Below are 25,457 nucleotides of genomic sequence, written 5' to 3'. Positions count from 1 at the left end.
ACGGTGCCTGACGCTCTTCGCGCACGCGGCTCATCGCAGTTCACGCTCAAAGCGGCGGGACTGCTCGACGTCGATGCCGGGGAGATCGTCTCGCCCGGCATCCTGCGGATCGACGGCGACCGCATCGTCGGTGTCGGCGGCGATGTCACAGGCTCGGACTCTGAGGTCATCGACCTGGGCCACCAGATCCTGTTGCCCGGATTGATGGACATGGAGGTCAATCTGCTGATGGGCGGGCGCGGCGAGAAGCCGGGACTGTCCCAGGTGCAGGACGACCCGCCGACCCGCGTGCTGCGCGCGGTCGGCAACGCCCGCCGCACCCTGCGTGCCGGGTTCACCACCGTGCGCAACCTCGGGCTGTTCGTCAAGACCGGTGGTTACCTGCTCGACGTCGCGCTGGGCAAGGCGATCGACGCCGGCTGGATCGACGGACCGCGCATTGTGCCTGCCGGGCATGCCATCACCCCCACCGGCGGTCACCTGGATCCGACCATGTTCGCCGCATTCATGCCGGGCGCACTCGAGCTCACCGTCGAAGAGGGCATCGCCAACGGGGTCGACGAGATCCGCAAAGCGGTGCGCTACCAGATCAAACACGGCGCCCAGCTGATCAAGGTGTGTGTTTCCGGTGGCGTGATGTCGTTGACCGGTGAAGCTGGCGCACAACACTATTCAGATGAGGAACTGCGCGCGATCGTCGACGAGGCACACCGGCGGGGGTTGCGCGTCGCAGCGCACACGCACGGAGCCGAAGCGGTCAAGCATGCGGTGGCATGTGGTATCGACTGCATCGAACACGGCTTTCTGATGGACGACGAGGCGATTCAGATGCTGGTCGACAACGATCGGTTCCTGGTGACCACCCGCAGGCTCGCCGACGCGATGGACGTCTCACACGCTCCGAAAGAGTTACAGGACAAGGCCGCCGAGATGTTCCCGAAGGCGAAGACCTCGATTCTGGCCGCCTACCAGGCCGGGGTGAAGATCGCGGTCGGCACCGACGCGCCGGCAATACCGCACGGCCGCAACGCCGATGAGCTGGTCACCCTGGTGGAGTGGGGCTTGCCGCCGGTGGCGGTGCTGCGGGCGGCCACGGTGACCGCGGCGGAACTGATCAACTCCACTGAACTGGGCCGGCTGGCCGAGGGTATGCTCGCCGACGTCATCGCGGTGCCGGGAAACCCGTTGGACGACATCACCGTTACCCGCAACGTGGGCTTTGTGATGAAAGGCGGCAAGGTTTATGCCAACCAGAACTGACGATCTGGTCGAGATCCAGCAGTTGCTCGCCCGCTACGCGGTGACCATCACTCAGGGCGACATCGACGGGCTGATCGGCGTGTTCACTCCCGACGGCACCTACAGCGCGTTCGGCGACACCTACACCCTGGACCGGTTTCCGGAGCTGGTGGCCGCCGCGCCCAAGGGCCTGTTCATGACCGGGACCGCGCTGGTGGACCTCGACGGCGACGAGGCCACCGGTACCCAACCGCTGTGCTTCATCGAACACTCCGCCCACGACATGCGCATCGGCTACTACCGTGACACCTACCTGCGCACCGCCGACGGGTGGCGGCTGAAAACCCGTGCCATGACGTTCATTCGGCGCAGCGGGGTGCACGACCACGGTCGTCCGCACGCCGTGGGTCGTCCGGCGCCGTGACGTCGGGCACCGTCACCGTCGAGCAGTTTCGCGCCGACCTGTGCGCGTGGCTCGACGCCCATGACCTGACGCCCGGGCCCGATCATTCGCTGCAGGGCCACATGCACCAGTTCGCGCGGGTCAGCGAGGCGCTCTACGAAGCGGGCTGGATGCGCTACGGCTGGCCGGTCGAGGTCGGCGGCCTGGGCGGGCCGGCGCTGCTGCGTGCGGTGGTCGGCGAGGAAGTAGTGGGACGGCGGCTGGCCGAACCCGGCCCCTATTCGATGCTCGAAGTGCTCGCACCCACGATGATCGATTACGCGACAACCGAACTCGCCGCGGAAATGGTGCCATTACTGCTCAGCGGTCGTGAACAGTGGTGTCAGGGTTTCTCCGAGCCGGGATCGGGCAGCGATCTGGCGTCACTGTCCACCCGGGCGGTCCAGGACGGGGAGAATTGGCTCGTCAACGGCCAGAAGGTCTGGACCAGTTTCGCTCAGTACTCCACCCGGTGCATAGTGCTCACCCGCACCGCGCCCGGCCATGACGGGATCACCGCGTTCTTCGTCGATATGGACACGCCCGGCATCACCGTTCGCCCGCTACGCACCATGCACGGCGTCGACGAGTTCTGCGAGGTCTACTACGACGACGTCGTGATCCCGTCCAACCGCATGCTGGGCAAGCCGGGGGACGGCTGGCGCCTGGCGATGGACCTGTTGCCCTATGAGCGCTCGACGTGCTTCTGGCAACGCATCGCCTATCTGTACTCGCGCTTCGACCAGCTCATCGCCGACGTGACCGAACCCGACGAGTCCGCCTTGGGCGCAGCATATCTCGCGCTGCACACACTGCGCTGCCGGTCCCGCGCCACTCAGCACCGGCTGGCCGCCGGCGCCCGGCTGGGTCCGGACACCTCGATCGACAAGGTGCTGCTGGCCGGTGCCGAGCAGAAGCTCTACGATACCGTGCACGACCTGCTGCCCGGCCGACTCGAACTCGACGACACCCCCTGGCGCCCGGAGTACCTGTACTCGCGCGCGGCCAGCATCTACGGCGGAACCGCCGAGATCCAACGCAACATCATCGCCCGCCGGCTGCTCGATCTCGGCAAGGAGTGACGGTGACCGATCCCGAAGAACTGCAGCTGATCGCCGACTCGCTGCAAACGGCGATGGCCCGATGCTCCGGTGCCCGTCTCGACGCCGCACTGGCTGACCTGGGCTGGCTCGATATGCTCGACGAGATCCCTGGTGCGGCAATACCTCTGGTCTTCCGATTGCTCGGCGAAACCGGAGCACACGCCGCAGTTCTCAACGACGTCATCCTGCGGGCCGAAGGGCAGACCGGCGGCGCGACCGTGCCGTTGCCGTACTCCGGCGGTTCCTGGGTGATCTGGGAACGCGGCGATCAGCCCGGCTCGGCATTGGACGACGAGATTCCGATCCACCGGACCGCGGCCGGCGATCCGCTGTCCGCGGGCGCGCTGGCAGCGGGCCGACGGGCACTGGGCTGGTGGCTCGTCGGCGCCGGGCGGGCGATGCTGTCGCTGGCCCGCCGGCATGCGCTGGACCGCGTCCAATTCGGCCGTCCCATCGCCTCTTTCCAGGCGATACGGCACCGGCTCGCCGAGACGCTCGTCGCCGTCGAGGGCGCCGAAGCCACCTTGACGCTTGCCACGGAACAGCCCGACGATCTGGCCAGTCTGCTGGCCAAAGCCGCTGCCGGCCAGGCGGCGTTGACCGCCGCCCGCCATTGTCAGCAGGTGCTCGGCGGGATCGGGTTCACCGCTGAGCACGAATTACACCGACACATCAAGCGCGCGTTGCTCTTCGACGGATTGCTGGGCAGCTCGCGGGATCTCACCCGCGAAGCTGGCGCGATCCTGCGCGAACGAGGCTCGGCGCCGCGCCTGGCGCAGCTGTGACAATCCCACGGGCGCAAGCTAATTGCGCGGCAGACCCAGAATCCGCTGGGCGATGATGTTGCGCTGAATCTCCGACGTCCCGCCGGCGATGGTGCCGGCAAAGCTGCGGGCGTAACGGTCGAACCAGCTTCCGCTGTGGGCGTCGAGGTCCAGCGGCGCAAACGGCGCGGTGACCGCGGGATGCACCAGACCATCGGCGCCGGCAGCGTTCAGCGCATCCTCCGAAGCACGTTGCAGGGCTTCTGAACCCAACAGTTTCAGTACCGACTGCGCAGGCACGTCCTCCTCGCCGCGCGCCGCCCGGGCAGTCGCCGCCGAACCCAGCAGATGCATCGCCCTGGCATCCATCACCAGCGTCGCGTAGCAGTCCCGTTCCAGCACCCCGGTCGGGGTGTAGTCGACGGTCATCTGGTCCAACAGGTTGGCGTAGTCCATCCAGAGCATCGCCCGTTCGTGGCCCAGTGAGCCGGTGGCGACGCGCCAGCCGCCGTTGAGTTCGCCCACCAGATTCTCGGCCGGCACCCGGGCGTCGGTGAAGAACACCTCGTTGAACTCGATGTCGTCGTGATCGCACACCGACGGGAACGGCCGGCGCACCACTCCCGGGGTGTCCGTCGGGATCAGTAACACGCTGACGCCCTTGTGCTTTGGTGCGTCCGGATCGGTGCGTACGAAGGTCAGCAACACATCGGCGTCATGGGCGCCGGAGGTCCAGACCTTCTGCCCGTTCACCACGAAGTGGTCACCGTCGAGCACCGCTCTGGTCTTCAGCGACGCCAGGTCCGAGCCCGCGCCGGGCTCGCTCATGCCGAGTGATGCGGTGATCTCAGCCCGCAGGATCGGCACCGCCCAACGCCGCTTCTGCTCGTCGCTGCCGAACGACAGCAACGACGCAGCAATGATCCCGACACCCTGGGGGTTGAAACTGCGGTAGATCCGCCGCCGGGCCAATTCCTCGGCGCACACGTACTGCTGCAGCAACGAGGCGTTGCGCCCGCCGAATTCCGGCGGGTTGCCGGGCAACAGCCAGCCGTGGTCGAACAACAGTCGCTGCCACCGGACCGCCCAGTCGGGCAGGTGCGAACACGACCGCGGCCGCTCGAACGCGTCGGCCTCCTCAGGTAGGTGCTGTTCGAGAAACGCGATGAATTCGGCTCGGAATGCCTCGACATCGGCATCGAAACTCAGCTGCACCGCGCTTCACTCACCTCTCTGGAACCGCACGCGCGTTCTATTCTCTGGAATCTGCTTCCCAAACACGTGTCAAAGAGAATAGTATTCTCGTCGTGAGGAAGTTACAATCTCCTAGACACCGTCCGTGGGGAGGTTGAGCACAGCGATGGCGCGGCGTTCTCCGGTACAGTCCAACCATGTTCTCCCTGCGCGGCAATCCCCCGAGCCGCCCGTGACAAACCCCAGCGAAGAGCCGGCGTGGAAGCAGCGCGCCGTCGAACGCTCAATCAAGACCGCGAAACTGCGCGCGGCGCAGCGCGTCCAGCGTTTTCTGGATGCCGCGCAGGCCATCATCATCGAGAAGGGCAGCACCGACTTCACTGTCCAGGAGGTCGTGGACCGCTCCCGGCAATCGCTGCGAAGTTTCTACCTGCAGTTTGACGGCAAACACGAGCTGTTGCTGGCCCTGTTCGAGGACGCCCTGAGCCGCTCGGCCGACCAGATCCGCGCCGCGACGGAGAGCCACACCGACGCCCTCGAGCGCCTCAAGGTCGCCGTGGAGCTGCTCTACGAGGCCTCTCGCCCCGACCCGACTGCGCGGCGGCCGCTGTTCACCGACTTTGCGCCGCGTTTGCTGGTGACCCACCCGACTGAGGTCAAGGTTGCGCACGCACCCCTGCTGGCTTTGCTCACTGAACTCACTGAGGCAGCGGCGGAAGCCGGCAAGCTGCGCGCGGACGTCAACCCGAAGCGGGCCGCCGCGATGACCATGCAGACCGTGATGTTCATCGCGCAGTCCAGTGGCGGGACCGACGAAGAGACGCTGCACCCGATCACGTCCGACGAGGTCTGGGACTTCTGCTCACGCGGATTCGCCGGCAAATAGGTTGCGGCCGCGCCGGCCTCGATTTCCACTGATCCATTACCCGATGAGCGAATATCGCACATTGCTAAATGGACGAGAATGTTGTTCTCTGATAGTAAGAACGGTAAATAGCCGAAACGAATTCCGCGTTGACACTCGTTGGTGGGTGGTGACAGAGTTTTCCAGGCGGCACGATCGCGCTCTCCCGGCCAACGGGGCGCGGTTCCGGCGAGAGGGCAGTTACCTGTGACAGTCAGCGCTCCCAACGATGTCTACTTCGATCCGTACGACGTCGGGCTCAACGCCGACCCCTATCCGATGTTCCGGCGCCTGCGCGAAGAGGCGCCGCTCTACTACAACGAGCAGCACGACTTCTACGCACTCAGCCGGTTCGCCGACGTCGATGACGCGATCGTCGACTATCAGACCTTCAGCTCCGCGCGCGGCGCCATTCTCGAGCTCATCCGCGCCAACATCGAGATGCCGCCGGGCGTCCTCATTTTCGAGGATCCGCCGATCCACGACATCCACCGCAAGTTGTTGTCCCGCATGTTCACGCCGCGCAAGATCAACGCCCTGGAACCCAAGATCCGTGAATTCTGCGCGCGCAGTTTGGATCCGCTGGTCGGTACGGGTCGATTCGACTTCGTCGCCGACCTGGGCGCGCAGATGCCGATGCGGGTGATCGGCATGCTGCTGGGGGTTCCGGAAGAAGAACAGGAAGCCGCCCGCGACTTCGCCAACGCACAGATGCGCACCGAGGCCGGCAAGCCGATGGAGTTCTCTGCCGAAGCCATGCTCAGCGGCGAGTTCTTCAGTCAGTACATCGACTGGCGTGCCGCGCATCCCTCCGACGACCTCACCACCGAACTGCTCAACGCGGAGTTCGAGGACGAGACCGGCACCGTGCGCCGGATGCGCCGCGACGAACTGCTCACCTACATCACCGTGGTGTCGGGTGCCGGCAACGAGACCACCACCCGGTTGATCGGCTGGGCCGGCAAGGTGTTGTCCGAGCATCCGGAACAACGGCGTGCGCTGGTCGAGAATCCGGCGTTGATACCGGCGGCTATCGAGGAGCTGCTGCGCTTCGAACCGCCGGCGCCGCATGTGGCGCGCTATGTGACCCGCGACGTGGAGTACTACGGCCAGAAGGTGCCCGAAGGCAGCGTCATGATGATGCTGATCGGCGCGGCAAATCGTGACCACCGCCAATTCCCGCCCGACGGAGACGTTTTCGACATCCGCCGAGAAACGCGCCAGCACCTCACGTTCAGTGTCGGCACCCATTATTGTCTCGGCTCAGCGCTCGCGCGGCTCGAGGGCCGCATCGCGCTCGAGGAAATCTTGAAGCGCTTCCCGGATTGGGAGGTCGATCTCTCCGCAGCCACGCTTTCCCCGACGTCGACGGTTCGGGGTTGGGAATCCATGCCGGCCGTGCTCGGCTGACGACGACGCAGAAAAGGGGTAAGTCATGACTGGACGGGTAGAGGGCAAGGTCGCCTTCGTCACCGGGGCTGCGCTGGGTCAGGGCCGTAGCCACGCGGTGCGGTTGGCGCAGGAGGGCGCCGACATCATCGCCATCGACGTCTGCAAGCGGGTGGTGGAGACCAGCCCGATCCCGGCGGCCACGCCAGAGGATCTGGCCGAGACCGCCGATCTGGTCAAAGGCCTCAACCGGCGGATCTTCACGGCCGAAGTCGACGTGCGGGACTACGAGGGGCTCAAGGCCGCAGTGGACGCCGGCGTCGAGCAGCTGGGCCGGTTGGACATCATCGTCGCCAACGCCGGCATCGGCAACGGCGGAGACACCTTGGACCAGTGCAGCGAACATGACTGGCAGGAAATGATCGACGTGAACCTGTCCGGCGTATGGAAAACGGTGAAAGCCGGTGTGCCGCATCTGATTGCCGGCAAGAAGGGTGGCTCGATCATCCTGACCAGCTCGGTCGGCGGGTTGAAGGCGTATCCGCACTGCGGTAACTACGTCGCGGCCAAGCACGGTGTCGTGGGCATCATGCGTTCGTTCGCAGTTGAGTTGGGACACCACATGATTCGGGTCAACTCGGTACATCCCACGCACGTGAGCACCGGCATGATCATGAACGAGGGCACCTGGAAATTGTTCCGCCCCGACCTGGAGAACCCGGGCCCCGACGACATGGCCCCGATCTGTCAGATGTTCCACACGCTGCCCGTGCCGTGGGTGGACGCGGAGGACATCAGCAACGCGGTGCTGTTCTTCGCTTCGGATGAGTCCCGCTACGTCACTGGTGTCACCCTGCCCGTCGACGCGGGGAGCTGCCTCAAATAGGGTTCGCCCTATGGAGAGTTTCGACGGGCGCGGGGCGGTCATCACCGGCGGGGCCAGCGGAATAGGGCTGGCCACCGCCACCGAGTTGGCCCGACGCGGTGCGCGATTGGTGCTTGCCGACGTCGACGGACCGGGTTTGGAACATGCCGTCAATCAACTGCGCGGCGACGGTGTCGACGCGCACGGCGTGCTGTGCGATGTCCGTCATCTGGAGGAGATGCAGCACCTCGCCGAGGAGTCCTTCCGGCTGCTCGGGCAGGTCGACGTGCTGTTCAGCAATGCCGGCATCGTGGTGGCGGGCCCGATCGCCGAGATGACCCACGAGGACTGGCGCTGGGTGATCGACATCGACCTGTGGGGTTCGATCCACGCGGTCGAAGCCTTTCTGCCGCGGTTGCTGGAGCAGGGCACCGGCGGTCACATCGCGTTCACCGCCTCCTTCGCCGGATTGGTCCCCAATGCGGGGCTCGGCGCCTACGGGGTGGCCAAGTACGGGGTGGTCGGTCTGGCCGAGACGCTGGCCCGTGAGGTCAAGGGCAACGGCATCGGGGTGTCGGTGCTGTGTCCGATGGTGATCGAGACCAAGTTGGCGTCCAACTCCGAACGCATCCGCGGTGCGGACTACGGTCTGGTGTCCACACCCGACGGGACGGTGGCCGGGCTGCCCGAGCAGGATGGCACCCTCGGGGTGGCAGAGCTGGCCCGACTGACCGCCGATGCGATCCTGGCCAACCGTCTGTATGTGATCCCGCATGAGGCGGCCCGCGCCTCCATCCGGCGCCGCTTCGAGCGCATTGACCGTACCTTCGACGAGCAGGCCGCCGAGGGCTGGCGCCACTAGCGCGCGCGAAATCGTCGCAGCCATGCAGGAAGTCACCGGCACCGACCTCGGTGCGGCGTTCGACGAACTCGATGCCAGGATCGAGTCGGGCATGAAAGCCTATGCGATTCCGGGCGTGGCGGTCGCCGTCTGGGCGGACGGCCAGGAATACGTAAAGGGTTATGGGGTAACCAATGTCGACTATCCATTGCCCGTGGACGGTGACACCCTATTTCGAATCGGCTCTACTACGAAGACTTTCACCGGAACGGTGGTGATGCAGCTGGCCGAACGGGGCATGGTCGATCTGGATTCGCCGGTCCGCCGTTACATCCCCGACTTTGCGGTTGCCGACCCGTCGGTGAGCGCCGCGGTGACCGTGCGGCACTTGCTCAATCACACCTCAGGATGGGATGGCCGCAACGGGCAGGACTTCGGGCGCGGTGAGGACGCGGTGGCCCGCTACGTCCGAGCGATGGCACGGCTACCTCAGCTGACTGCGTTGGGAACGGCGTTCGCGTACAACAACTCAGGACTAGTGGTCGCGGGGCGGATCGTCGAGCTTGTCACCGGCACCAACTACGAGACCGCCGTGCAGCAACTGCTGCTCGAACCTCTGCAGCTGACCCGCAGCCGCTACTTCTCCGACCAGATCATCGGTCTGAATGTGGCGGCACCCCACGGTGTCATAAACGGCAAACCCGTTGTCGACACCGGATTCTGGGCATTCCCACGCAGTTGTCACCCGACCGGGGGGTTGATGTCCACCGCGCGAGATCTTCTGTGCTACGCACAGTTTCACCTCGGCGATGGCCGGGCGCCCAATGGAGAGCGGGTCCTGAGCCGACAATCACTGGAGGCGATGCGCTCCCATCCCGGTGCGGGCGGGACGCTCTGGGTCGAGCTGACCGGCATGGGCGTGACCTGGATGCTGCGGCCCTCCGCGCAGGGTGTGACCATCGTCGAACACGGCGGCACCTGGAAGGGTCAGCGCTCCGGATTTATCATGGTGCCCGATCGCGACTTCGCCATGACGGTGCTCACCAACTCCGATGGCGGATTTCATCTGATCAACGACCTCTTCGCCCGCGACTGGGCACTGCACCGATTCGCCGGCGTCACCAACCTGCCCGCCATACCGCGCCGCCTGGACGCAGCCGACCTGGCACCCTACGCGGGTCGGTACGTCGCCGAGCAGGTCTCTCAGGACGGCAGCCGCGAACAAACGGTCATCGACCTAAGGGTGCAGGACGGCAAGCTCGCCGGCACCTTGGGCGCCGGCGACGCCGACCCGGAGGGCCAGCACAGCGTCGAGTTGGGACTCGCTTTCTACCGGCCGGACTATGGGCTCGACCTCGGACCCGACCAGCAGCCCACCGGCAGTCGATCCAACTTCGTCCGCGGACCAGACGGCGACATCGTCTGGTTGTGCAGCCAACACGGGCGCCTGTTCCGGCGTCAGCGACACTAGGCTGAGCTGATGTCCCGCGCCGACGATGACACCTGGGATCTGGCGTCCGGTGTCGGTGTCACCGCGACCATCGTCGCTGCCGGGCGGGCAATGGCCACCAAGGATCCGCGCGGGTTGATCGACGACCCGTTCGCCGAACCCCTGGTCCGCGCGGTAGGACTGGATCTGTTCACCAAGATGATGGACGGCGAAGTCGACATGTCCACGATCGCGGCCGTTTCACCGGCCGTGGCGCAGGCGATGGTCGATGGAAATGCGGTCCGCACCAGATACTTTGACGACTACGTCCGCAATGCCACCGACAGCGGAATTCGACAGGTGGCGATCCTCGCGTCCGGGTTGGATGCTCGGGCCTACCGGTTGCCGTGGCCGGCCGGGACCGTGGTCTACGAGATCGACCTCCCCCAGGTGATGGAGTTCAAGACGAGGACCTTGGCCGAACTCGGAGCCAAGCCCACCGCAATTCGGTGCCCGGTGTCCGTCGACTTGCGCGGAGATTGGCCGACGGCTGTGCAGGCCGCCGGCCTTGACCCGGCAGCACCGACGGCGTGGCTGGCCGAGGGCCTGCTGATCTATCTGAAGCCGCAGGCGCAGGACCGGCTCTTCGACCACATCACCGAACTCAGCGCCACCGGCAGCAGAATCGCCACCGAATTCGTCACCGGCATAGCGGATTTCGACGCCGAGCAGGCGCGGACCATATCTGACCCGTTTCGCAGTCACGGTGTCGACATCGACTTGGCCTCCCTGGTCTACACGGGCCGGCGCAACCATGTTCTGGACTACCTGGGCGCCAAGGGCTGGCGCCTCGAAGGCATCCCGCTGGCCGAACTGTTCCGGCGCAGCGGCCTTGCTGCACCCGCTGCCGACGACGACACCGTCTTCATCAGCGGTGACCTGACCGGTCGATGATCGACTGCGCGCGATGGAAAATCAGTTTCACGCACTACGACCATTTCGTGTGCGATTCTTGATGCGCTGGCCCGAAGGAGGATGGTGACGCGTACAGACGACGACAACTGGGACCTGGCCAGCCATGTCGGCGCGACCGCGACGCTGGTGGCCGCGGGCCGGGCGCGGGCTACGAGTGCCGCACTGATCGAGGACCGGTTCGCCGAGCCGCTGGTCCGTGCGGTGGGCATCGAATTCCTGACCCGATGGGCCACCGGGGAACTGTGTGCGTCCGACGTCGATGAGCCCGAAGCCGCCTGGGGCCTACAGCGGATGACCACCGAGTTGGTGATCCGCACCCGCTACTTCGATCAGTTCTTCGCCGACGCGACAGCCGCCGGGCTTCGGCAGGCGGTGATCCTGGCCTCCGGGCTCGACTCGCGCGGCTACCGACTGCCGTGGCCGCCGGGCATGACGGTGTATGAGATCGATCAGCCGGATGTACTGCAGTTCAAGGCCGAAACCCTGGCGCAGCTGGGTGCTGAACCGACGGCGAACCTGCGGATGGTGCCGGCCGACTTGCGTCACGACTGGCCGGCCGCGTTGCTGGGGGCCGGATTCCAGCCGGCGCTGCCGACCGCCTGGATCGCCGAAGGCCTGTTCGGTTATCTGCCCCCGGAAGCCCAGGATCGACTGCTGGACAACGTCACTCGATTCAGCGCACCGGCCAGCCGGATGGCGGTGGAGAACTACGTCGGGTCGTCGGACCTGGACTCGGCACGGGTCGAACAGATCATCCGTGCTGCGACTCGCACCTGGCGCGACCACGGATTTGATCTGGACATCTGGTCGCTGAACTATTCCGGTGTCCGCAGAGACGTTTCCGAGTACCTGGCGAACTACGGGTGGACATCAGTGGGCACCACGGCCGCGCAGCTGCGGGCCGATCACGACCTGCCCGCGATGGATGGCAGTTACGTCCCGCCTTCCGACAAGCCCAGCTACTACACATCGGTGCTCGCGTGATCGCCGCCATCCGGCGGAGTCCATGATGCGGGTTCTGGGAGTGACGCGTGCCCACAATGCCGGAAAGACCTTGGCCGGCACCTTGGACTCGCTGGCCACGTTCTGTGACGACATCTACGCGATCGACGACCGCAGCACCGACGACACCGCGGCGATCCTGGCGAGCCACCCCAAAGTCACCAATGTTGTTCGCGCACGGCCAGATCTACCTCCGACGCCCTGGTTGATCCCCGAGTCCACCGGGCTGGAGTTGCTCTACCGGATGGCCGACTTCTGCCGTCCGGACTGGATGGTGATGGTCGACGCCGACTGGGTTTTCCAGATCGACATCGACATCCGTGACGTGCTGGCGCACACCCCCGATGACGTTACGGCGTTGATGTGCCCGATGGCCTCCCGCTGGGATGATCCGGAGTACCCGGACATGGTGCCGGTGATGGGCACCGCCGAGGCACTGCGCGGGCCGTTCTGGCGGTGGCGCCCCGGCCTGTATGCGGGACCCAAGCTCATGCACAATTCACACTGGCCGGCCAACATCACCGACCACGGTCGCATCGGGCAGCTCGACGGAATCCGGTTGACCCACAACGGCTGGTCGACGTTGGCGGAGCGGATTTCGAGAGTCCAACACTACATGCGGCTCGATCCGGATTTCCGGCACAACTTCGGTGTGGCCTACGATCGCTCGCTGCTGTTCGGCTACGCACTCGACGAACTCGACCTACTGAAGGCCGATTACCGACGGCGGGTGCGCGGCGACTTCGACCGGGCCGAGCCGGGTGTCCGGTTGCCGGTCGAGGCGGAGCCGCGCGCGATCGGCCGCGGCTACGGACCCCGGGCGGACGGTTTCCATCCCGGTGTCGATTTCGCCGCTGACCCCGGCAGCCCGGTCTACGCTGTTATATCTGGAATTGTCTGCCGCGCAACCGAAATCAATGGTCTCTACTCGGTGGCCATCGCTGACAGCGATACCGAGATCCGCTATACGTTTCGGCCCGGCGATAACAGCCGACCCGCAGTCGGCGACCGGATACGTGCGGGTACCCCGATCGGCTGCCTCGGCGCCGACGACCGGGACGGTTACCTGCACTTCGAGACGCGGATCGGCGGTGCGCACGTCAATCCGCTGCGCTTCTTGGGCAACATGGGGCTGCGGCCCTGGCCGCCGCCGGGCCGGCTGCGCGCGGTATCGGGCAGCTACCCGCCGGCCACACCGTGCACGATCACCGCCGACGGATGATTGTGGGCGACCTCGGCGCGGCTGCTCGTCCGGTAGGCGTCGATCCGTTCCACCAGGCTTCGGCCCGCCCGGATTGTGGAACGAACCTCCTGTAGCAGTTTGGCGGGATGCTGTAGGTCCATCTCGTGCAGTCCCTCGTACCGGTCGATGCCGAAGCCCGCTGTCTCGATCCGGATTTCGAACGGCAGGGTCAGCGTTCGCAGCGCGTCGAAGTGCTGATAGGGGACGAACGGCTGACCAGTCGCAAACAGACAACTCGACCGCTGCATGGCCAATGTCCGTGCGGTGAAGGTAAACGTATCCGCAGAAGTGGCGCGGCGGTTGTTCGGCTCCGGCGACGGCGCCTCGATCAGTGTGATGGGCAGCCCGAGATCGTTGGTGTCTTCGCCGAAGTGCCACACCAACTGCCCCCGATGCGGGTCGTCGACCAGCTGCCGCGCGCGCCGAACCACTTCGGAGGTATCCATCCCGAACGCGGCGGCCGCCGCGGTGGCCAGCAGGTCGAATTCGGTACGCGCGCCTGGGGCGCAGGACGCGACCGCGTCCTGTTCGGTCGACAACAGCCGCCGGGAGGCGGCGGCAAGCACGATATGGGCGACGCGATTCTCGCCGGCGAGTTCCCGCGCCCACCTGGCTCGGAGCATGTTCGAGTAGCGCCCGGTGCCGATCACCAACATGTAGTCGAATGTGTCTGCAGCGGGACGCGATTCATGTGTGAGGCCCAGCCGCTGGGCCAGCCTCGTTATCGTCGCGAGTTGCTCGTCCGGCATTTCCAGCGGGGGGATCATCCACCGTGCCCCACCGTCGGCGTCTTGGCACTGCACTCGCCGGCCGCTCGAATGTGCCCTCGCCCGTCCCCGGTAATCCCATACCTCGCTGAACTCGTCCAGGAAGGCCAACCGGGTTGCCAGATCGTCGTGCCGCGGCACTACTCCACCGAACATCGCAACCAACTGCGCCAGCGCGTCGTGGGCACTCCACGCGTCGACCTTCGCGCGCAGCGACGTCAATGATTCCCCGTCGAGCCCGCCCGCACGCATCGACGTCTCAGCCGGACCATTCACTTCAGGTTCCTCGCCTCCGAAGATCCGTTGCTGGTAGGGCCGGCGGCGGGGGTCAGGACGCCGCTGCAGCCGTCTTGTTCGTAGGAGTAGCGGGGTTGGTCCTTCGCCCATTGGATATAGCGGTCGATGCCGTCCCAAATGTCGACTTCGGGCCGGAATCCGATGCTATTGGCGAGGTCGATGTTGGCCGGGAAACGTGCGACTTCGCCCGGACGCGCGTCGTGGCGGGTGATCTCGGCGCCGAACTTCCCGGCTATGTATTCGACGATGTCCTTGACTCTGGTGTCTTTGCCACTTGCGAAGTTGATAGCCCGTCCACGAAGTGTGGTGTTCTGCAGGACGAGGTTGTAGGCATTGACGATATCGCTCACGTACAAATAGTCGCGAGTCGCCGAACCGTCGCCGAAGATCGTCAGATTTTCGCCGTTGACCGCCTGCCGGACGAGGCGCGGAATAAGAGCACCGAATCGCCCGGTTTTCTGGCGCACCCCGAAGATATTGAATGGTCGGACGATGGTGACGTCCAGACCGTAGGAGCGGTAGTAGGAGTAACACAACCGATCGGCCGCCGCCTTCGAGGCGCCGTAGGGGCTGTTCGGTTTCAGTTCTGCGCTCTCGTCAAGAAGCTCACCTTCCTGCAGATTGTGCCCGTCTCCATATACTTCGCAGGTCGAGACGTAGATCAACCGGTTCTTGTAGCGCCGAACCGCCTCGAGTACGCGGTAGGTACCCATCACGTTGGTTTCGAGGAAGCTCTCCGGATCACCGAGCGACTGGTCGACATTGATGTTGGCGGCCAGATGGAATACGACGTGATGATCGCGAACCGCGCGATGGACCATTTCCCCGTCGGTCACCGACCCCGAAATAAAAGCGGCTCGCTCGTGCGAACGAAAATCAGCGGTATTTCGCCTCGCGCTCTTCGATGACGTATTCAGGACAGTCACCCAGTGCCCGTGGTCGAGTAGTGACTCCGACAGATGACTGCCCTGGAAGCCTGCGCCCCCGGTGACAAGTATTTCCATCCGACTCATTCCTCACCTGTTAGCTGTGTCACACGAGCCTAATAGATGCCGCCGCCGAAGTCAGGGCATTTCGTCCCACTCGAAGATGAGACAAATATGCCCGCCGTGCGGCCCGCGTCGACGCTGCTCAGGAACTAACGTGGGCCGAGCTGGTAGTCGCCGGTTTCCGGGTTGCGGTGCCAACCACTGGACGCATGCGTGCCGCCGTCGACATGGATGGTCTGTCCGGTGATGTAGCTCGCCAGGTCAGATGCGAGAAAAACTGCGGTGCCGGCGATCTCGTCGACGTGACCGGGACGACCCAACGGAACGACGTTGCCGATCGCGGCTATCGCATCGGCCCCGCCGAGCTGCGCCAGGCCCTCGGTGAGCGTGATGTCGGGTGCGATGGCGTTGACCCGGATGCGGTGCGACGCCAGTTCCAATGCGGCGGTCCTGGTGTAGTTGATCACGCCGGCCTTGGCGGCGGCGTAGGCCGCATAGCCTGGTGCGGCGCGCACCCCCTCGATAGAGGTGACCGCTATGATGCTGCCGGCCAGCCCGGCGGACACCATCAGCCGGGCCACCCGTTGCGTGCACAGCAACACATGCCGGAGGTTCGCCCGATACAGCGCGTCCCAGCCGTTTTCGGTGGTATCCAGCAGCGGTGAGGAGAACACTCCACCGGCATTGTTCACCAGGATCGTCGGCGTGCCCAGCTCGGCTGCAGTGCGCTGCAGGGCGGCGTCGACCTGACCGCCGTCTCGTACGTCGGCCGTGATGCCCAGGGCACCAATAGATTCCGCGGCTTGCGCACAGCTGTCCGGGTTGTGTTCCCAGATGGCCACCTTGGCGCCGAAGGACACCAGACCGGCGGCGATACCGCGGCCGATGCCCGCTCCGCCGCCGGTGACAACTGCGACGCGGTCGGTCAGCAGGATGTTGGACGGGTCGATAGCCACCGTTACCGCCTGCGAATCATGCTGGTGCCCGGCCGATCACACCGTCGGCCTCCAGTTCGGCGATCTGCGCCGCGGTCAACCCCAGATCGGTGAGCACCTCGTGGTTGTGCTGCCCCAGCAACGGTGCGGGCCGGGTGTGGAATCGGTCGGGGCCGTCGGACAACCGCATGGGCACGGTGCTGAGCCTAGCCGAGCCGTGCACCGGATGATCGACGACTTCGAAGAAGCCGCGGGCGGCCAGCTGGGGCAGTTCGGTCTGCCGGTGCGGTTGCATCACCTTGGCCACCGGAACCCCGGCGTCCCAGAGCATCCCGACGATCTCGTCACCGGTCCGTTGCCCGCACCACGCGGACAGCCGTTCGTCGATCAGGTCTACGTGTTCGCGTCGGCCGGCGATGGTGTCCAACCGCGGATCCATTGCCCACGTTGGTGATCCGAGTGCAGTCTGCAAGCAGCGCCAGTGTTCGTCGGTAGCCACCGCGACCGCGACCCAGCTGTCCAGCCGTCCGAACTCATCGATCTCGTTGGTGCGGTACAGGTTCTGCGGCGCGGCGGTCGGCCCATGGTTGCCGGCTCTTTCCAGCAGGGCGCCGTAGGCGGAGTACTCGATCAACTGCTCGGCGGCGATGTTGATTGCGGCGTCCACCATCGCCGCCTCGACCAGCACGCCCTGCCCGGTGCGGCGGCGGTGTTCCAACGCCAGCAGCAGCGCGTTGAGGGCGTGCACGCCGGCGTTGGGGTCACCGACCGAGTACGGCTCGAACGGGGTGCGGTCGGCGTAGCCGGTCAGCCAGCTCACCCCCGACGCCGACTCGATGACGTAGGCGAAGGCCGGGTTGTCCCGCCACGGACCGTCCAAGCCGAAACCGGGCATCCGCAGCATCACCGCGTCCGGCTGAAGAGCCTGCACCGCAGCGAAATCCAAGCCGATCTGGTCGAGCACCCGGGGGGTGAAGTTCTCCGCGACCACATCGCAGGTGGCGATCAGCTGCCGCAGCAGGTCCCGCCCTCGTGGACTCTGCAGGTCCAGGGTCACGCCCTTCTTGTTGGTGTTCAGCGCCGCGAAGATCGGCGACTTCTCCCACCACCGATCCACGGTGGCCGGGATTCCGGCGATCAGCCGGGTGCCGTCGGGACGCCGGGTGGATTCCACGTGGATCACCTCGGCGCCCAGCATCGCCAGAAAGTGTGTGCAGGACGGGCCCGCCCAGAACGTCGTCATGTCGAGGACCCGTATGCCGCTGAGTGGCAACCCTTCGGCACGGGCTGCCGGCACCGGGCGCGTGGGCGGGTCGATGGAGCGCCACTGCTCAGTGTGTTCGCCCAGTCGCGGAGCGGGCCCGGGCGGCCGCAAGCGCGCCGGATGCATCCGATACGGATGGCCCGGTTGGGCGAATCCGTCACGCGGGTTGGACATGAATGAGCCACGCTCGACGAAGTGGTCCAGCGTTGCGATGTTGGCGCCGTTGGCCACTGGTGCGTTCGGTATCCGGAAGGCGGTGGCCAGTTCGCGAATCTCGTCCACCGGATGGCTGCGTACCCACGCGTAGATCTCGTCGGCGTGGATGTTGGCCTGCTCGGTGATGGACAGCGAAGAGTTCTCGTCGATCCACTCGTCGTGGCCGACCATCGCACACAGGTCGAACCACTGTTGGGCGGTGCCGCATCCGAGGTCGACCAGCCCATCCTGAGCGGCCGCCACGCCAGGGACGGTGGGCCGGCGGGCATCCCGCCACGGCCGCCCCAGCATCTCGAAGAAGGACACCGGATAGTAAGTGAGACAGAGGATCTGGGTCTCCAGCATCGACATGTCAATGAGCTCACCAACCCCGCGGTACCGCGCGGTCAGGGTGGCGGCGCTGGCGTAGGCGCCGGCCAGATACTCCCCCACCTGGCCGCCGACGTAAACCGGGGCGCGGTCGGCCACCCCGCGGCCCAGCCCGATGATCCCGCCAGACCAGGCCTGCAGCGTGAACTCGGTCGCCGCACGGTCTCGCCAGGGGCCGTGCAGTCCGAACGGGGTGATGGCGGTGACGACGAGATGCGGAAACCGCGACCGGATCTCTTCTGGAGCAACCACTTCGGCCACCGCGGACCCGGGCGACCAGATCACCGCGTCGGCCGCGGCCAGCAGCCGATCGAGCAGGTCCAGGTCGGCGTCAGGATCCACCACGACGCTGTGCTTGGAGCCGGCCAGAAAGCTGAACAAGGCGCCGTCGCCCTGGACCGGCGCGCCCGAGGCCGACCAGGAACGCAGCGGATCACCGTCGGGGGGTTCGACCTTGACGACGTCGGCACCGCCATCGGCCAGCAACTTCGTGCAGTAGGCGCCCGCGATCCCGCTGGACAGGTCGATCACCAGCAGACCGGTCAACGGCGATTCGACCACTAGCGCTTCTTCTTTCGACCATTGCCCTTGCCGGCGCGTGCCTTCTTGCTCAACCGCCAGTCCGGGGGGAACTTGTCGTCGTTGTCCTTGACCGCGCCCCCCAGGCCTTCGTCGATCGCCCCGGCCAGTGCGAAACCACCCGGGTCGGCCTGTGCGGCACCGCCGGCGGATTCGAAGAAGCCACTGAGCACGCTGCCCAGGTATTCACCCTGGAACTGTTTCATGATCTCGAAGAATGTCTTCTGCATGAAAACCGTGTCGGTCGGCCGGTTTCGGGCACACGCCAGCGCGTACTTCGCCACTTCGGCCTCAAGATCCGCCCGGGGCACCACGCTGTTCAGGAAGTTGCAGTCGTACATCTCCGCGGCGGTGAAAGCACGTCCGGTATAGACCATTTCCTGAAATTTGCGGATGCCCATGGTCTGCGCCCACCACCACATGCGCGGTCCCCAGCCGTAATAGCGGAAGGACGGGTGCCCGAACAGAGCGTCGTCGCTGGCGATCACCAAGTCGGCGTCGGCGGCCTGATAGAAGTGCCAGCCGTAGCAGTACCCCTTGGCCTCCACGATGCTGATCTTCTTGAAGTCCTGCAAGCCACGTATCCCTGAGTTCGGATTCGCATACCACGCTCCGATGGAGGCACCGTGGCGAAACGAGCCTTTCGGTGGATAACTGACTTCCCCTGCGGCGATCCCGAATTCGGCGAGCAGCGGCTCGGGCTCGACCGCGTCCTTGGCTCGGATGAACTCCACGAGATCTGCGCCGGAGCCGAGGTCGGGCCCTTCGCCGCGAATCACCACGACCTTGACGTCGTCGTCGATGCCGGCCCGGTGCAACAGGGCGGCGTAGCGCCGCCGGGCCGCGATGGTGGGCGCGTTCAGATACTCCGGCCGGTCGAAGGTGATGGTGGCGATGCGGGTCTTGGCGTCCTTGTCATATCGGATCAGCTTGTCCGCCTTGGCCCCCATGCTCAGCCGTGCCAGGCCGGACTGGCAGTCAGCACTTCGGGACCGTCACGGGTGATCAGCACCGCCTCGCGTCCGAAGACCGCGCCGACGCCCGGTTCCCAGACGTAACCGGTGACCGCAAGGACCATCCCCGGCTCCAGTCGCTCACCGTCCGCCGTGCCGGGTAAGCGAGCGGAGACGACAGGCGGGTCGAAACCCATCCCCAGTCCGCGGGCCACCGGCATCGGCGGTGCCGGCTCCCCTGCGGCCTGGTAGGCCGCCAACAGCTCACCGGCTCCGTTGCCCGGGCTGCACGCCGCTACCAATTTGCCCCACAGGCGATCCCAACGCGCGAATATCGCCCGCGCACCGGCAACCGTTCCCACCGGCCAGGTGCGGCCCACCTCGCCGATGTAGCCACCGGCCACCACACCGGCCGACAGCGCTACGAGGTCGCCGGGCTGCACCCCACCGGGGTTGCCGGCCCGCCGCCAGGGATGCTCCCGCGACGTCACCCACGCCACATCCTGATTCGACGGGGTGCTGACTCCGCCGGCGGCCAGCGCCTCCAGCAGCACCCCGGCCAGGGTCTGCTCGGTCACCCCGGGCCGCAGTTCGGCCACCGCGACGGCCAGCGCCGCCTCGGCCACCGCGACCGATTCACGCAGGGCGGCGATTTCATCGTCGGTCTTGATCCGGCGGGCAGCACGCATGGCCAGTTCGCCGTCCACCAGTTCAGCATTCGGGAAGGCGGTGGGCAGCAACTGCCCGAAAACCGGTGAGAGCGCGTCGGTTCCGACCCGGCGAGCGGTGTCGGCACCCTCGATGCGCCGCAGCGCGGCGATGGTGTTCACCGGATTCCACGAGATGCCGTACAGGTTCTCGTGCGGGATGTCGTCGGGCACCCCTTCGTCCCACGTGCTGAGCAGGTGGATCGCGCCGGTAGCACGCACCAGCACACAGGTGGGCCCGAACGGGCGGGTTCCCGCCACCCAGAGCTGTGGTGCGCCGGTGACGTAGCGGACATTGGCCTGCCGGCCCAGCACCAGCACGTCCAGGTCGTGTTCGGCCATCTGGGCCAGCGCGCGTTCCCGACGACCCAGGCGCAGTGCCCTGTCGTCGGCCAGAACCTCAGTCGCCATAGGGGCGGTAAGGGTAGTTGGTCAACCTCGTCGAGCCTTCCTCGGTGATCACCAGGACCTCCTCGCTGCGGTAACCGCCGGTGCCGTCTTCCCACACCACCGGTTCGACCACCAGCACCATGCCGGACTGCAGCACGAAGTTCTCGTCGAACTCGTTGCCGAGATCCGTTCCTATCATCGGCATTTCGGCCGCGTTGACGCCGATGCCGTGACCCAGATAGAAGTGCGGCAGCCACGGCCGGGCACCGCCATTGGCTTCGATGGCCGCCCGGCCCAGGTCAGCGGCGGTGACGCCGGCGCGGGCCACGTCCAGCACCGCGTCCATGATGTGCCGCCACTTGTCGAACTGCGCCTGCTGCCGCGGCGACGGATCCTGCCCGACGATCCAGGTCCGTCCGAAGTCCGAACAGTAGCCCTGGTAGGTGATGCTGACGTCGGTCCACAACACGTCGCCTTTGCCGAGTTCGCGCTCGGTACTGAGCAACGGCAGCGCGAGGTCGCCGTGGGTGGTCCACACACCCTCGGCCTTGCTGCGCGGCATCACCTGCCAGATCGGTTCCAGCATGCTGGCCATCGCACCCAGTTCGAAGGCCCGGCGCAGGAAGCGGCCCGACAGGTCGATCTGACGGATGCCGGGGGCAAGTGCCTGCTGCACTTCGACCATCGCCTCGTCGGTGATCCGGACCGCGGTGCGGATGCAGGCGAGTTCGTCGACGGTCTTGACCACCTTGGCGGCACTGACCACCGCGGCCGCGTCGACGGGAGCACCGTGGGGAAACAACGACTTCCGTGCGCGCGACATGGCACCGGTGAGTTCGTCGACCGCGACGGTCGACCCGGTCGGGACCAGTTCCGCGAGCTGCCGGGCGAAATCTGCCACCCCCTCGTCGAATTCGAGGTACACCGGACCATGCAGATGGTCGGTGGGCAGGTCCGACTCCTGCACGGCGCCTTCGCGGAAGGGCAGGAACAGGTGCGGCCACGGGTCGTCGGCGAGCACCACGGCCACCGGCCGCTCGACATAAGACAGCCCGGCATCACCCAGCGGCCAACTCGTTCCGGTGGCGTAGACGACGGCGTTGTTGCCGAGCAACACCAAGGCATCGACGCCGCGATCGGCCATCGCGGTGCGCAACCGCGCGCCCGTCTCGCGCCGCAGCCGGGTCAGGTCGGGAGTCTCCGGGATCGCCAGCCCGCCAATGGTTTCGGTGACTGTGCTCACAAGCCCAGGAATTCGCTGATGTTGCCGCTGACCACCCGGGCGGCCTGCTCCGGCCCGACCGCCTCGACGACGGCCGCCAGCGACTTCTCCGAGTACCCGTAGGTACTTTCGTTGTGCGGGTAGTCGCTGGACCACATGACCTTGTCGACACCGATCCGGTCGATCAATTCCAGACCCAGCGGATCGACCATGAACGAGGCGCTCATGTGGGTGTCCCAGTAGTAGCGCACGTCGTGCTCCAGCGGCCGGTTGAACATGTGCTGGTAGGAGGCCACCAGGTGCTCGGCATCCTGCAAAGCCCACGGCACCCAGGCGATTCCGCCTTCGAACCAGCCGATCCGCAGCCCGGGGTGATCGTCCAGAATTCCGGTAAAAAGGTACTTCGCGAACTGCTCGCGAAAGCCGTCGATGTTGATCATCATGCCGACGACGACGCTGTTGAACTGGCACGGCGTTTTCGGCGGAGTCTCCCCGATGTGATGTGTGACCGGAAGCCCAGCGGCCTCGATTTCGTCCCACACCGGCTTCATGGCGGTACTGCCGTAGTCGATGATGTTTCCGTCGTCGTCCTTGCCCGGGTTCAGCGGCAGCAGAAATGTCTTGAGCCCCAACGACTTCAACTCGCCTAGCGTCCGGCGAGTGCCCTCCGGGTCCCACCAGTTAATCAGTCCGGCACCGTAGAAATGCCCGTTGGAGCGCTCCTGCAACTCCGCGATGTACTCGTTGTAGATGCGGAAGGTGATTTCGCGCAGCTTCTTGTCCGGGTAGTGGAACAGCGCCAGCACGGCGTTGGGGAAGGCGAGTTCCTTGTCGACACCGTCTTCGCGTAATTCCTGAATGCGCGCGTCGATGTTGGTGCTGGCGGCCCCGGGCAGGTCGTCGTACTGCATGAGCACGGCACTGAAGTCGCCGGGCAGGAACGACTGGCCCTTGCGACCGACCTGATACGCACCGTCCTCGTACCAGATCCGGGGTGCCTTGTCCTTGAGGTCTTCCGGGAAGCGCTCGTAGAAGATGTCCGCGGCCAGCGAGATGTGGTTGTCGGCGGAGAACACCTCCGTACCGGCGGGCAGACCGACATTGCTGCCGAGGGCGTGGCCTTTGCGATCTTTCGGTGCGCCAAAGCCTTTCGGGGGATAGAGCGTGCTTGTCATCATTGACCTCTCTCGGGCTGTGAAAGGGCTTACCAGCTGATCGGTAGTTCGTGGACGCCGTAGGTGAGCCGGTCGTGCTTGAACGGGATCTCCTCGAACGGGACGGCCAGCGTCATGGTGGGAATCCGCTGGAACAGAGTGCGGAACACGATCTGCAGCTCCGCGCGTGCCAGCTGTTGACCGACGCACTGGTGCCGGCCGTAACCGAAGGCCACATTGCGGTCCGCGTTCGAGCGGTGTAGGTACAGGCGGTCGGGGTCGGTGAACGCTTTTCCATCCCAGTTCGCCGGGGCCAGATCGATGATGATCCCCTCGCCCGCGCGAATGACCTCACCGGCGATGGCAATGTCCTCCACGGCGACGCGGCGCTGACCGTTCTGGATGATGCTGAGGTAGCGCAGCAGTTCCTCCACCGCATTGGCGACGATCTTGGGGTCGTCGGCATCCCGGATGGCCGGCAGCTGGTCGGGATTCTGCAGCAGCGCAAGGACGCCGATCCCGATCATGTTGGCGGTGGTCTCGTGCCCGGCCATCAGCAGGCCGCTGGCCAACTGGGTGGCCTCCTTGAGGCTGAGTTCACCGGCCTTGACTCGCTCGGCCAGGTCGGAAACCGCGTCCTCAGCGGGGTTTTCCATCTTGGTCTCGACCAATGTGGACAGGTATTTGTACAGGCTCATCGCGCCCTTGACGGTGTCCTCGCTGGTCGCGTAGCGAGCGAGGCCGACATTGGCGTGCTCCTGGAACATCTCGGCGTCCTCGTAGGGCACCCCCAGCAGTTGGCTGATCACCAGCGACGGGATGGGAAGCGCGATGGCGGCGACGAGGTCGGCCGGCTGCGGGCCCGCGAGCATCTTGTCGATGTGGTCGTCGGTGATCTGTTGAATCGCCGTGCGAAGACCCTCTACGCGCCGGAAGGTGAAGGGCTTGGACAACATTCGCCGGAATCGGGTGTGCTCTTCGCCGTCGGAGGTGAAGACTGATCGCGGCCGCTTGTGCACTGTGGACAGCATGCGTTCGTTCCAGTGCGGGAAGCCAGGAATCCGGTCGTCGACGCTGACCCGCGAATCCGAGAAGAGCTCCCGGCACTGCTCATAGCCGGTGATCAACCAGGGGGTGCTGCCGTCCCAGATCCGTACCCGGGAAAGCGGTTTGGCAGCGGCCAGCGCCATCACGTCCGGGGGCGGCGCGAACGGGCACCCAGCTGCCCGGACCATCGGATATTCGGGGATGTCGGTGTCGGTGGTGGTGTCTGTGAGTGTGTCGGACACGTTCACTCCTCGATCTGGATGGCCAGTGCCGGGCAGAAGGCAGCGGCTTTGCGGGCGCCCTCGGCCTGGTCGGCGGGTGGCGTTGGGTTGAGCAGGACGACGACACCGTCCTCGTCACGCTGGTCGAATACTTCCGGCGCATTCATCACGCAGTTGCCCGACGATGCGCAACTGTCCTGGTCGACGGTGATTTTCATCGGCCCAGCTCCTCGTCCACCGGAGTGACGGGCGCCAACCACAGGCCCACGATCGCGTCGATCAGTCCGGTGGCCGCCGCACGCCAGGACGGCCGCGGCGTCGAGGCGCCTTCGGCCAGCGCGCGCTCGAGATCGGCACAGGTGTGCATCAACAGGTTGCGCGCCATGATGTTTCGTTCGGACCGCACGGCGATCGGCAGGTCCGGTAGGCAGCTGTTGATGCCGTCGATCACCCGAACCAACGACGACGAGCTCAGCGCGTCCTTGACGACGATGTTGTGGTAGGCCGGGTCTGTCATGGCCTGGGCGGCGAAGCGGGCGTACCAGGTGGGGTTGCCCAGGGCCTCGAGGTGCTCGGTGAGCGGGCAGACCAGACAGGCCACCCACCCCCGCATCCCCACGGCATCCGGCATCGCCGCGACCATCTGCATGCGCAGCTGCTCGATCGGGCCGCGATGCTTCTGCTCGATCGCCCGTACCAGGTCCGCTTTGGTGCCGAAGTGGTATCCGACCGCCGCGTTGTTGCCCTGCCCGGCGGCCTCGCTGACCTGCCGGTTGGACACGGCGAACACCCCGTGCTCGGCGAACAGTCGCTCGGCGGCAACCAGGATCGCCTCCTGCGTGGAGCTGGCCCGGTCGCTGCGCACGGCTCGGCCGACGGTCGTCATGCCGCCCAGTCAACCCGTCACCGGGTATTAAGTCAAGCGATTGATTTAAACATGGGTACCGTCGGCCACCG

General features: G+C 65.8%; 24 protein-coding genes. 12 read left to right on the top strand and 12 right to left on the bottom strand.

Annotation, left to right across the window (positions count from 1 at the left end; genetic code table 11):
• Window positions 1-3 precede the first annotated feature (3 nt).
• Genes ACZYZ9_RS15920 through ACZYZ9_RS15905 form a run of 4 tightly spaced genes read left to right on the top strand, consistent with a single transcriptional unit; the run spans window position 4 to window position 3,569 of the window.
• Complete coding sequence (locus ACZYZ9_RS15920) at window positions 4-1,260, top strand: metal-dependent hydrolase family protein (RefSeq protein ID WP_463827236.1); 1,257 nt, start codon at window positions 4-6, stop codon at window positions 1,258-1,260.
• A complete protein-coding gene (locus ACZYZ9_RS15915; protein WP_463827235.1) occupies window positions 1,244-1,663 on the top strand; it encodes a nuclear transport factor 2 family protein in 420 nt (139 codons plus the stop codon). Before ACZYZ9_RS15920 ends, ACZYZ9_RS15915 begins: the two co-directional genes overlap by 17 nt.
• The gene (locus ACZYZ9_RS15910; protein ID WP_463827234.1) at window positions 1,660-2,763 is read left to right on the top strand and encodes an acyl-CoA dehydrogenase family protein; all 1,104 of its coding nucleotides are present in this window, start codon (window positions 1,660-1,662) and stop codon (window positions 2,761-2,763) included. The genes ACZYZ9_RS15915 and ACZYZ9_RS15910 overlap by 4 nt, the downstream gene beginning before the upstream one ends.
• A gap of 53 nt (window positions 2,764-2,816) precedes the next feature.
• A complete protein-coding gene (locus ACZYZ9_RS15905; RefSeq protein WP_463827494.1) occupies window positions 2,817-3,569 on the top strand; it encodes an acyl-CoA dehydrogenase family protein in 753 nt (250 codons plus the stop codon).
• Between the two features lie 18 nt (window positions 3,570-3,587).
• On the opposite strand, the gene ACZYZ9_RS15900 is transcribed toward ACZYZ9_RS15905, so the two are convergent.
• Window positions 3,588-4,763: an acyl-CoA dehydrogenase family protein gene (locus ACZYZ9_RS15900; protein WP_463827233.1), complete on the bottom strand. Its 1,176-nt coding sequence runs from the start codon at window positions 4,761-4,763 to the stop codon at window positions 3,588-3,590.
• Window positions 4,764-4,974: 211 nt separating this feature from the next.
• Between ACZYZ9_RS15900 and ACZYZ9_RS15895 the strand changes: the two genes are divergently transcribed.
• From ACZYZ9_RS15895 to ACZYZ9_RS15860, 8 genes are all read left to right on the top strand, one after another.
• Complete coding sequence (locus tag ACZYZ9_RS15895) at window positions 4,975-5,628, top strand: TetR/AcrR family transcriptional regulator (protein ID WP_463827232.1); 654 nt, start codon at window positions 4,975-4,977, stop codon at window positions 5,626-5,628.
• A gap of 225 nt (window positions 5,629-5,853) precedes the next feature.
• Window positions 5,854-7,056, top strand: a complete 1,203-nt coding sequence (locus ACZYZ9_RS15890; protein WP_463827231.1) for a cytochrome P450 — start codon at window positions 5,854-5,856, stop codon at window positions 7,054-7,056.
• A gap of 25 nt (window positions 7,057-7,081) precedes the next feature.
• A complete protein-coding gene (locus ACZYZ9_RS15885; protein ID WP_463827230.1) occupies window positions 7,082-7,921 on the top strand; it encodes a mycofactocin-coupled SDR family oxidoreductase in 840 nt (279 codons plus the stop codon).
• Between the two features lie 10 nt (window positions 7,922-7,931).
• Window positions 7,932-8,762: an SDR family NAD(P)-dependent oxidoreductase gene (locus tag ACZYZ9_RS15880; protein WP_463827229.1), complete on the top strand. Its 831-nt coding sequence runs from the start codon at window positions 7,932-7,934 to the stop codon at window positions 8,760-8,762.
• Window positions 8,763-8,784: 22 nt separating this feature from the next.
• Window positions 8,785-10,212 carry a serine hydrolase domain-containing protein gene (locus tag ACZYZ9_RS15875; protein ID WP_463827228.1) on the top strand — a complete coding sequence of 476 codons (1,428 nt, stop codon included), beginning with the start codon at window positions 8,785-8,787 and terminating at the stop codon, window positions 10,210-10,212.
• A 9-nt stretch (window positions 10,213-10,221) separates the two neighbouring features.
• On the top strand, window positions 10,222-11,124 hold the full coding sequence (locus ACZYZ9_RS15870; RefSeq protein ID WP_463827227.1) for a class I SAM-dependent methyltransferase: 903 nt from the start codon (window positions 10,222-10,224) through the stop codon (window positions 11,122-11,124).
• An 84-nt stretch (window positions 11,125-11,208) separates the two neighbouring features.
• Window positions 11,209-12,129, top strand: a complete 921-nt coding sequence (locus tag ACZYZ9_RS15865; RefSeq protein ID WP_463827226.1) for a class I SAM-dependent methyltransferase — start codon at window positions 11,209-11,211, stop codon at window positions 12,127-12,129.
• 25 nt (window positions 12,130-12,154) lie between these two features.
• Complete coding sequence (locus ACZYZ9_RS15860) at window positions 12,155-13,369, top strand: peptidoglycan DD-metalloendopeptidase family protein (protein ID WP_463827225.1); 1,215 nt, start codon at window positions 12,155-12,157, stop codon at window positions 13,367-13,369.
• Here the strand turns inward: ACZYZ9_RS15860 and ACZYZ9_RS15855 are convergent.
• The 11 genes from ACZYZ9_RS15855 to ACZYZ9_RS15805 form a co-directional block, all read right to left on the bottom strand.
• Entirely contained in the window at window positions 13,327-14,409 is a 1,083-nt protein-coding gene (locus tag ACZYZ9_RS15855; RefSeq protein ID WP_463827493.1) for a hypothetical protein, read from the bottom strand. The genes ACZYZ9_RS15860 and ACZYZ9_RS15855 overlap by 43 nt on opposite strands.
• A 20-nt stretch (window positions 14,410-14,429) precedes the next feature.
• Window positions 14,430-15,458: an NAD-dependent epimerase/dehydratase family protein gene (locus tag ACZYZ9_RS15850; RefSeq protein WP_463827224.1), complete on the bottom strand. Its 1,029-nt coding sequence runs from the start codon at window positions 15,456-15,458 to the stop codon at window positions 14,430-14,432.
• A 134-nt stretch (window positions 15,459-15,592) separates the two neighbouring features.
• Entirely contained in the window at window positions 15,593-16,399 is an 807-nt protein-coding gene (locus ACZYZ9_RS15845) for an SDR family NAD(P)-dependent oxidoreductase (RefSeq protein WP_463827223.1), read from the bottom strand.
• A 16-nt stretch (window positions 16,400-16,415) separates the two neighbouring features.
• Window positions 16,416-18,788 carry a CaiB/BaiF CoA-transferase family protein gene (locus ACZYZ9_RS15840; protein WP_463827222.1) on the bottom strand — a complete coding sequence of 791 codons (2,373 nt, stop codon included), beginning with the start codon at window positions 18,786-18,788 and terminating at the stop codon, window positions 16,416-16,418.
• Window positions 18,788-19,756 carry an enoyl-CoA hydratase/isomerase family protein gene (locus ACZYZ9_RS15835; RefSeq protein ID WP_463827221.1) on the bottom strand — a complete coding sequence of 323 codons (969 nt, stop codon included), beginning with the start codon at window positions 19,754-19,756 and terminating at the stop codon, window positions 18,788-18,790. Before ACZYZ9_RS15835 ends, ACZYZ9_RS15840 begins: the two co-directional genes overlap by 1 nt.
• Before the next feature lie 2 nt (window positions 19,757-19,758).
• Window positions 19,759-20,877, bottom strand: coding sequence for a M24 family metallopeptidase (locus ACZYZ9_RS15830; protein ID WP_463827220.1), 1,119 nt, complete (start codon window positions 20,875-20,877; stop codon window positions 19,759-19,761).
• Window positions 20,867-22,099 (bottom strand): M24 family metallopeptidase, encoded by a 1,233-nt coding sequence (locus tag ACZYZ9_RS15825; protein ID WP_463827219.1) that lies wholly within the window; start codon window positions 22,097-22,099, stop codon window positions 20,867-20,869. The genes ACZYZ9_RS15830 and ACZYZ9_RS15825 overlap by 11 nt, the downstream gene beginning before the upstream one ends.
• Window positions 22,096-23,253 (bottom strand): amidohydrolase family protein, encoded by a 1,158-nt coding sequence (locus tag ACZYZ9_RS15820; RefSeq protein ID WP_463827218.1) that lies wholly within the window; start codon window positions 23,251-23,253, stop codon window positions 22,096-22,098. The genes ACZYZ9_RS15825 and ACZYZ9_RS15820 overlap by 4 nt, the downstream gene beginning before the upstream one ends.
• Window positions 23,254-23,282: 29 nt before the next feature.
• Complete coding sequence (locus tag ACZYZ9_RS15815) at window positions 23,283-24,521, bottom strand: cytochrome P450 (protein ID WP_463827217.1); 1,239 nt, start codon at window positions 24,519-24,521, stop codon at window positions 23,283-23,285.
• 2 nt (window positions 24,522-24,523) lie between these two features.
• Complete coding sequence (locus ACZYZ9_RS15810) at window positions 24,524-24,718, bottom strand: ferredoxin (protein ID WP_463827216.1); 195 nt, start codon at window positions 24,716-24,718, stop codon at window positions 24,524-24,526.
• Complete coding sequence (locus tag ACZYZ9_RS15805; RefSeq protein ID WP_463827215.1) at window positions 24,715-25,386, bottom strand: TetR/AcrR family transcriptional regulator; 672 nt, start codon at window positions 25,384-25,386, stop codon at window positions 24,715-24,717. The genes ACZYZ9_RS15810 and ACZYZ9_RS15805 overlap by 4 nt, the downstream gene beginning before the upstream one ends.
• Between the last annotated feature and the right edge of the window lie 71 nt (window positions 25,387-25,457).

Source organism: Mycobacterium sp. IDUB_28 (genome assembly GCF_055419285.1).
Note: the sequence above shows the minus strand (reverse complement) of the source record. Positions and strands in the feature narration are given on the sequence as shown.

What these genes read in the sequence shown, in the direction of transcription:
- ACZYZ9_RS15915 (WP_463827235.1), top strand. Translation starts at nt 1,244, where the DNA reads ATGCCAACCAGAACTGACGATCTGGTCGAGATCCAGCAGTTGCTCGCC.
- ACZYZ9_RS15905 (WP_463827494.1), top strand. Translation starts at nt 2,817, where the DNA reads ATGGCCCGATGCTCCGGTGCCCGTCTCGACGCCGCACTGGCTGACCTG.
- ACZYZ9_RS15885 (WP_463827230.1), top strand. Translation starts at nt 7,082, where the DNA reads ATGACTGGACGGGTAGAGGGCAAGGTCGCCTTCGTCACCGGGGCTGCG.
- ACZYZ9_RS15880 (WP_463827229.1), top strand. Translation starts at nt 7,932, where the DNA reads ATGGAGAGTTTCGACGGGCGCGGGGCGGTCATCACCGGCGGGGCCAGC.
- ACZYZ9_RS15875 (WP_463827228.1), top strand. Translation starts at nt 8,785, where the DNA reads ATGCAGGAAGTCACCGGCACCGACCTCGGTGCGGCGTTCGACGAACTC.
- ACZYZ9_RS15870 (WP_463827227.1), top strand. Translation starts at nt 10,222, where the DNA reads ATGTCCCGCGCCGACGATGACACCTGGGATCTGGCGTCCGGTGTCGGT.
- ACZYZ9_RS15860 (WP_463827225.1), top strand. Translation starts at nt 12,155, where the DNA reads ATGCGGGTTCTGGGAGTGACGCGTGCCCACAATGCCGGAAAGACCTTG.
- ACZYZ9_RS15855 (WP_463827493.1), bottom strand. Translation starts at nt 14,409, where the DNA reads ATGCGTGCGGGCGGGCTCGACGGGGAATCATTGACGTCGCTGCGCGCG.
- ACZYZ9_RS15850 (WP_463827224.1), bottom strand. Translation starts at nt 15,458, where the DNA reads ATGGAAATACTTGTCACCGGGGGCGCAGGCTTCCAGGGCAGTCATCTG.
- ACZYZ9_RS15835 (WP_463827221.1), bottom strand. Translation starts at nt 19,756, where the DNA reads ATGGGGGCCAAGGCGGACAAGCTGATCCGATATGACAAGGACGCCAAG.
- ACZYZ9_RS15830 (WP_463827220.1), bottom strand. Translation starts at nt 20,877, where the DNA reads ATGGCGACTGAGGTTCTGGCCGACGACAGGGCACTGCGCCTGGGTCGT.
- ACZYZ9_RS15820 (WP_463827218.1), bottom strand. Translation starts at nt 23,253, where the DNA reads ATGACAAGCACGCTCTATCCCCCGAAAGGCTTTGGCGCACCGAAAGAT.
- ACZYZ9_RS15810 (WP_463827216.1), bottom strand. Translation starts at nt 24,718, where the DNA reads ATGAAAATCACCGTCGACCAGGACAGTTGCGCATCGTCGGGCAACTGC.
- ACZYZ9_RS15805 (WP_463827215.1), bottom strand. Translation starts at nt 25,386, where the DNA reads ATGACGACCGTCGGCCGAGCCGTGCGCAGCGACCGGGCCAGCTCCACG.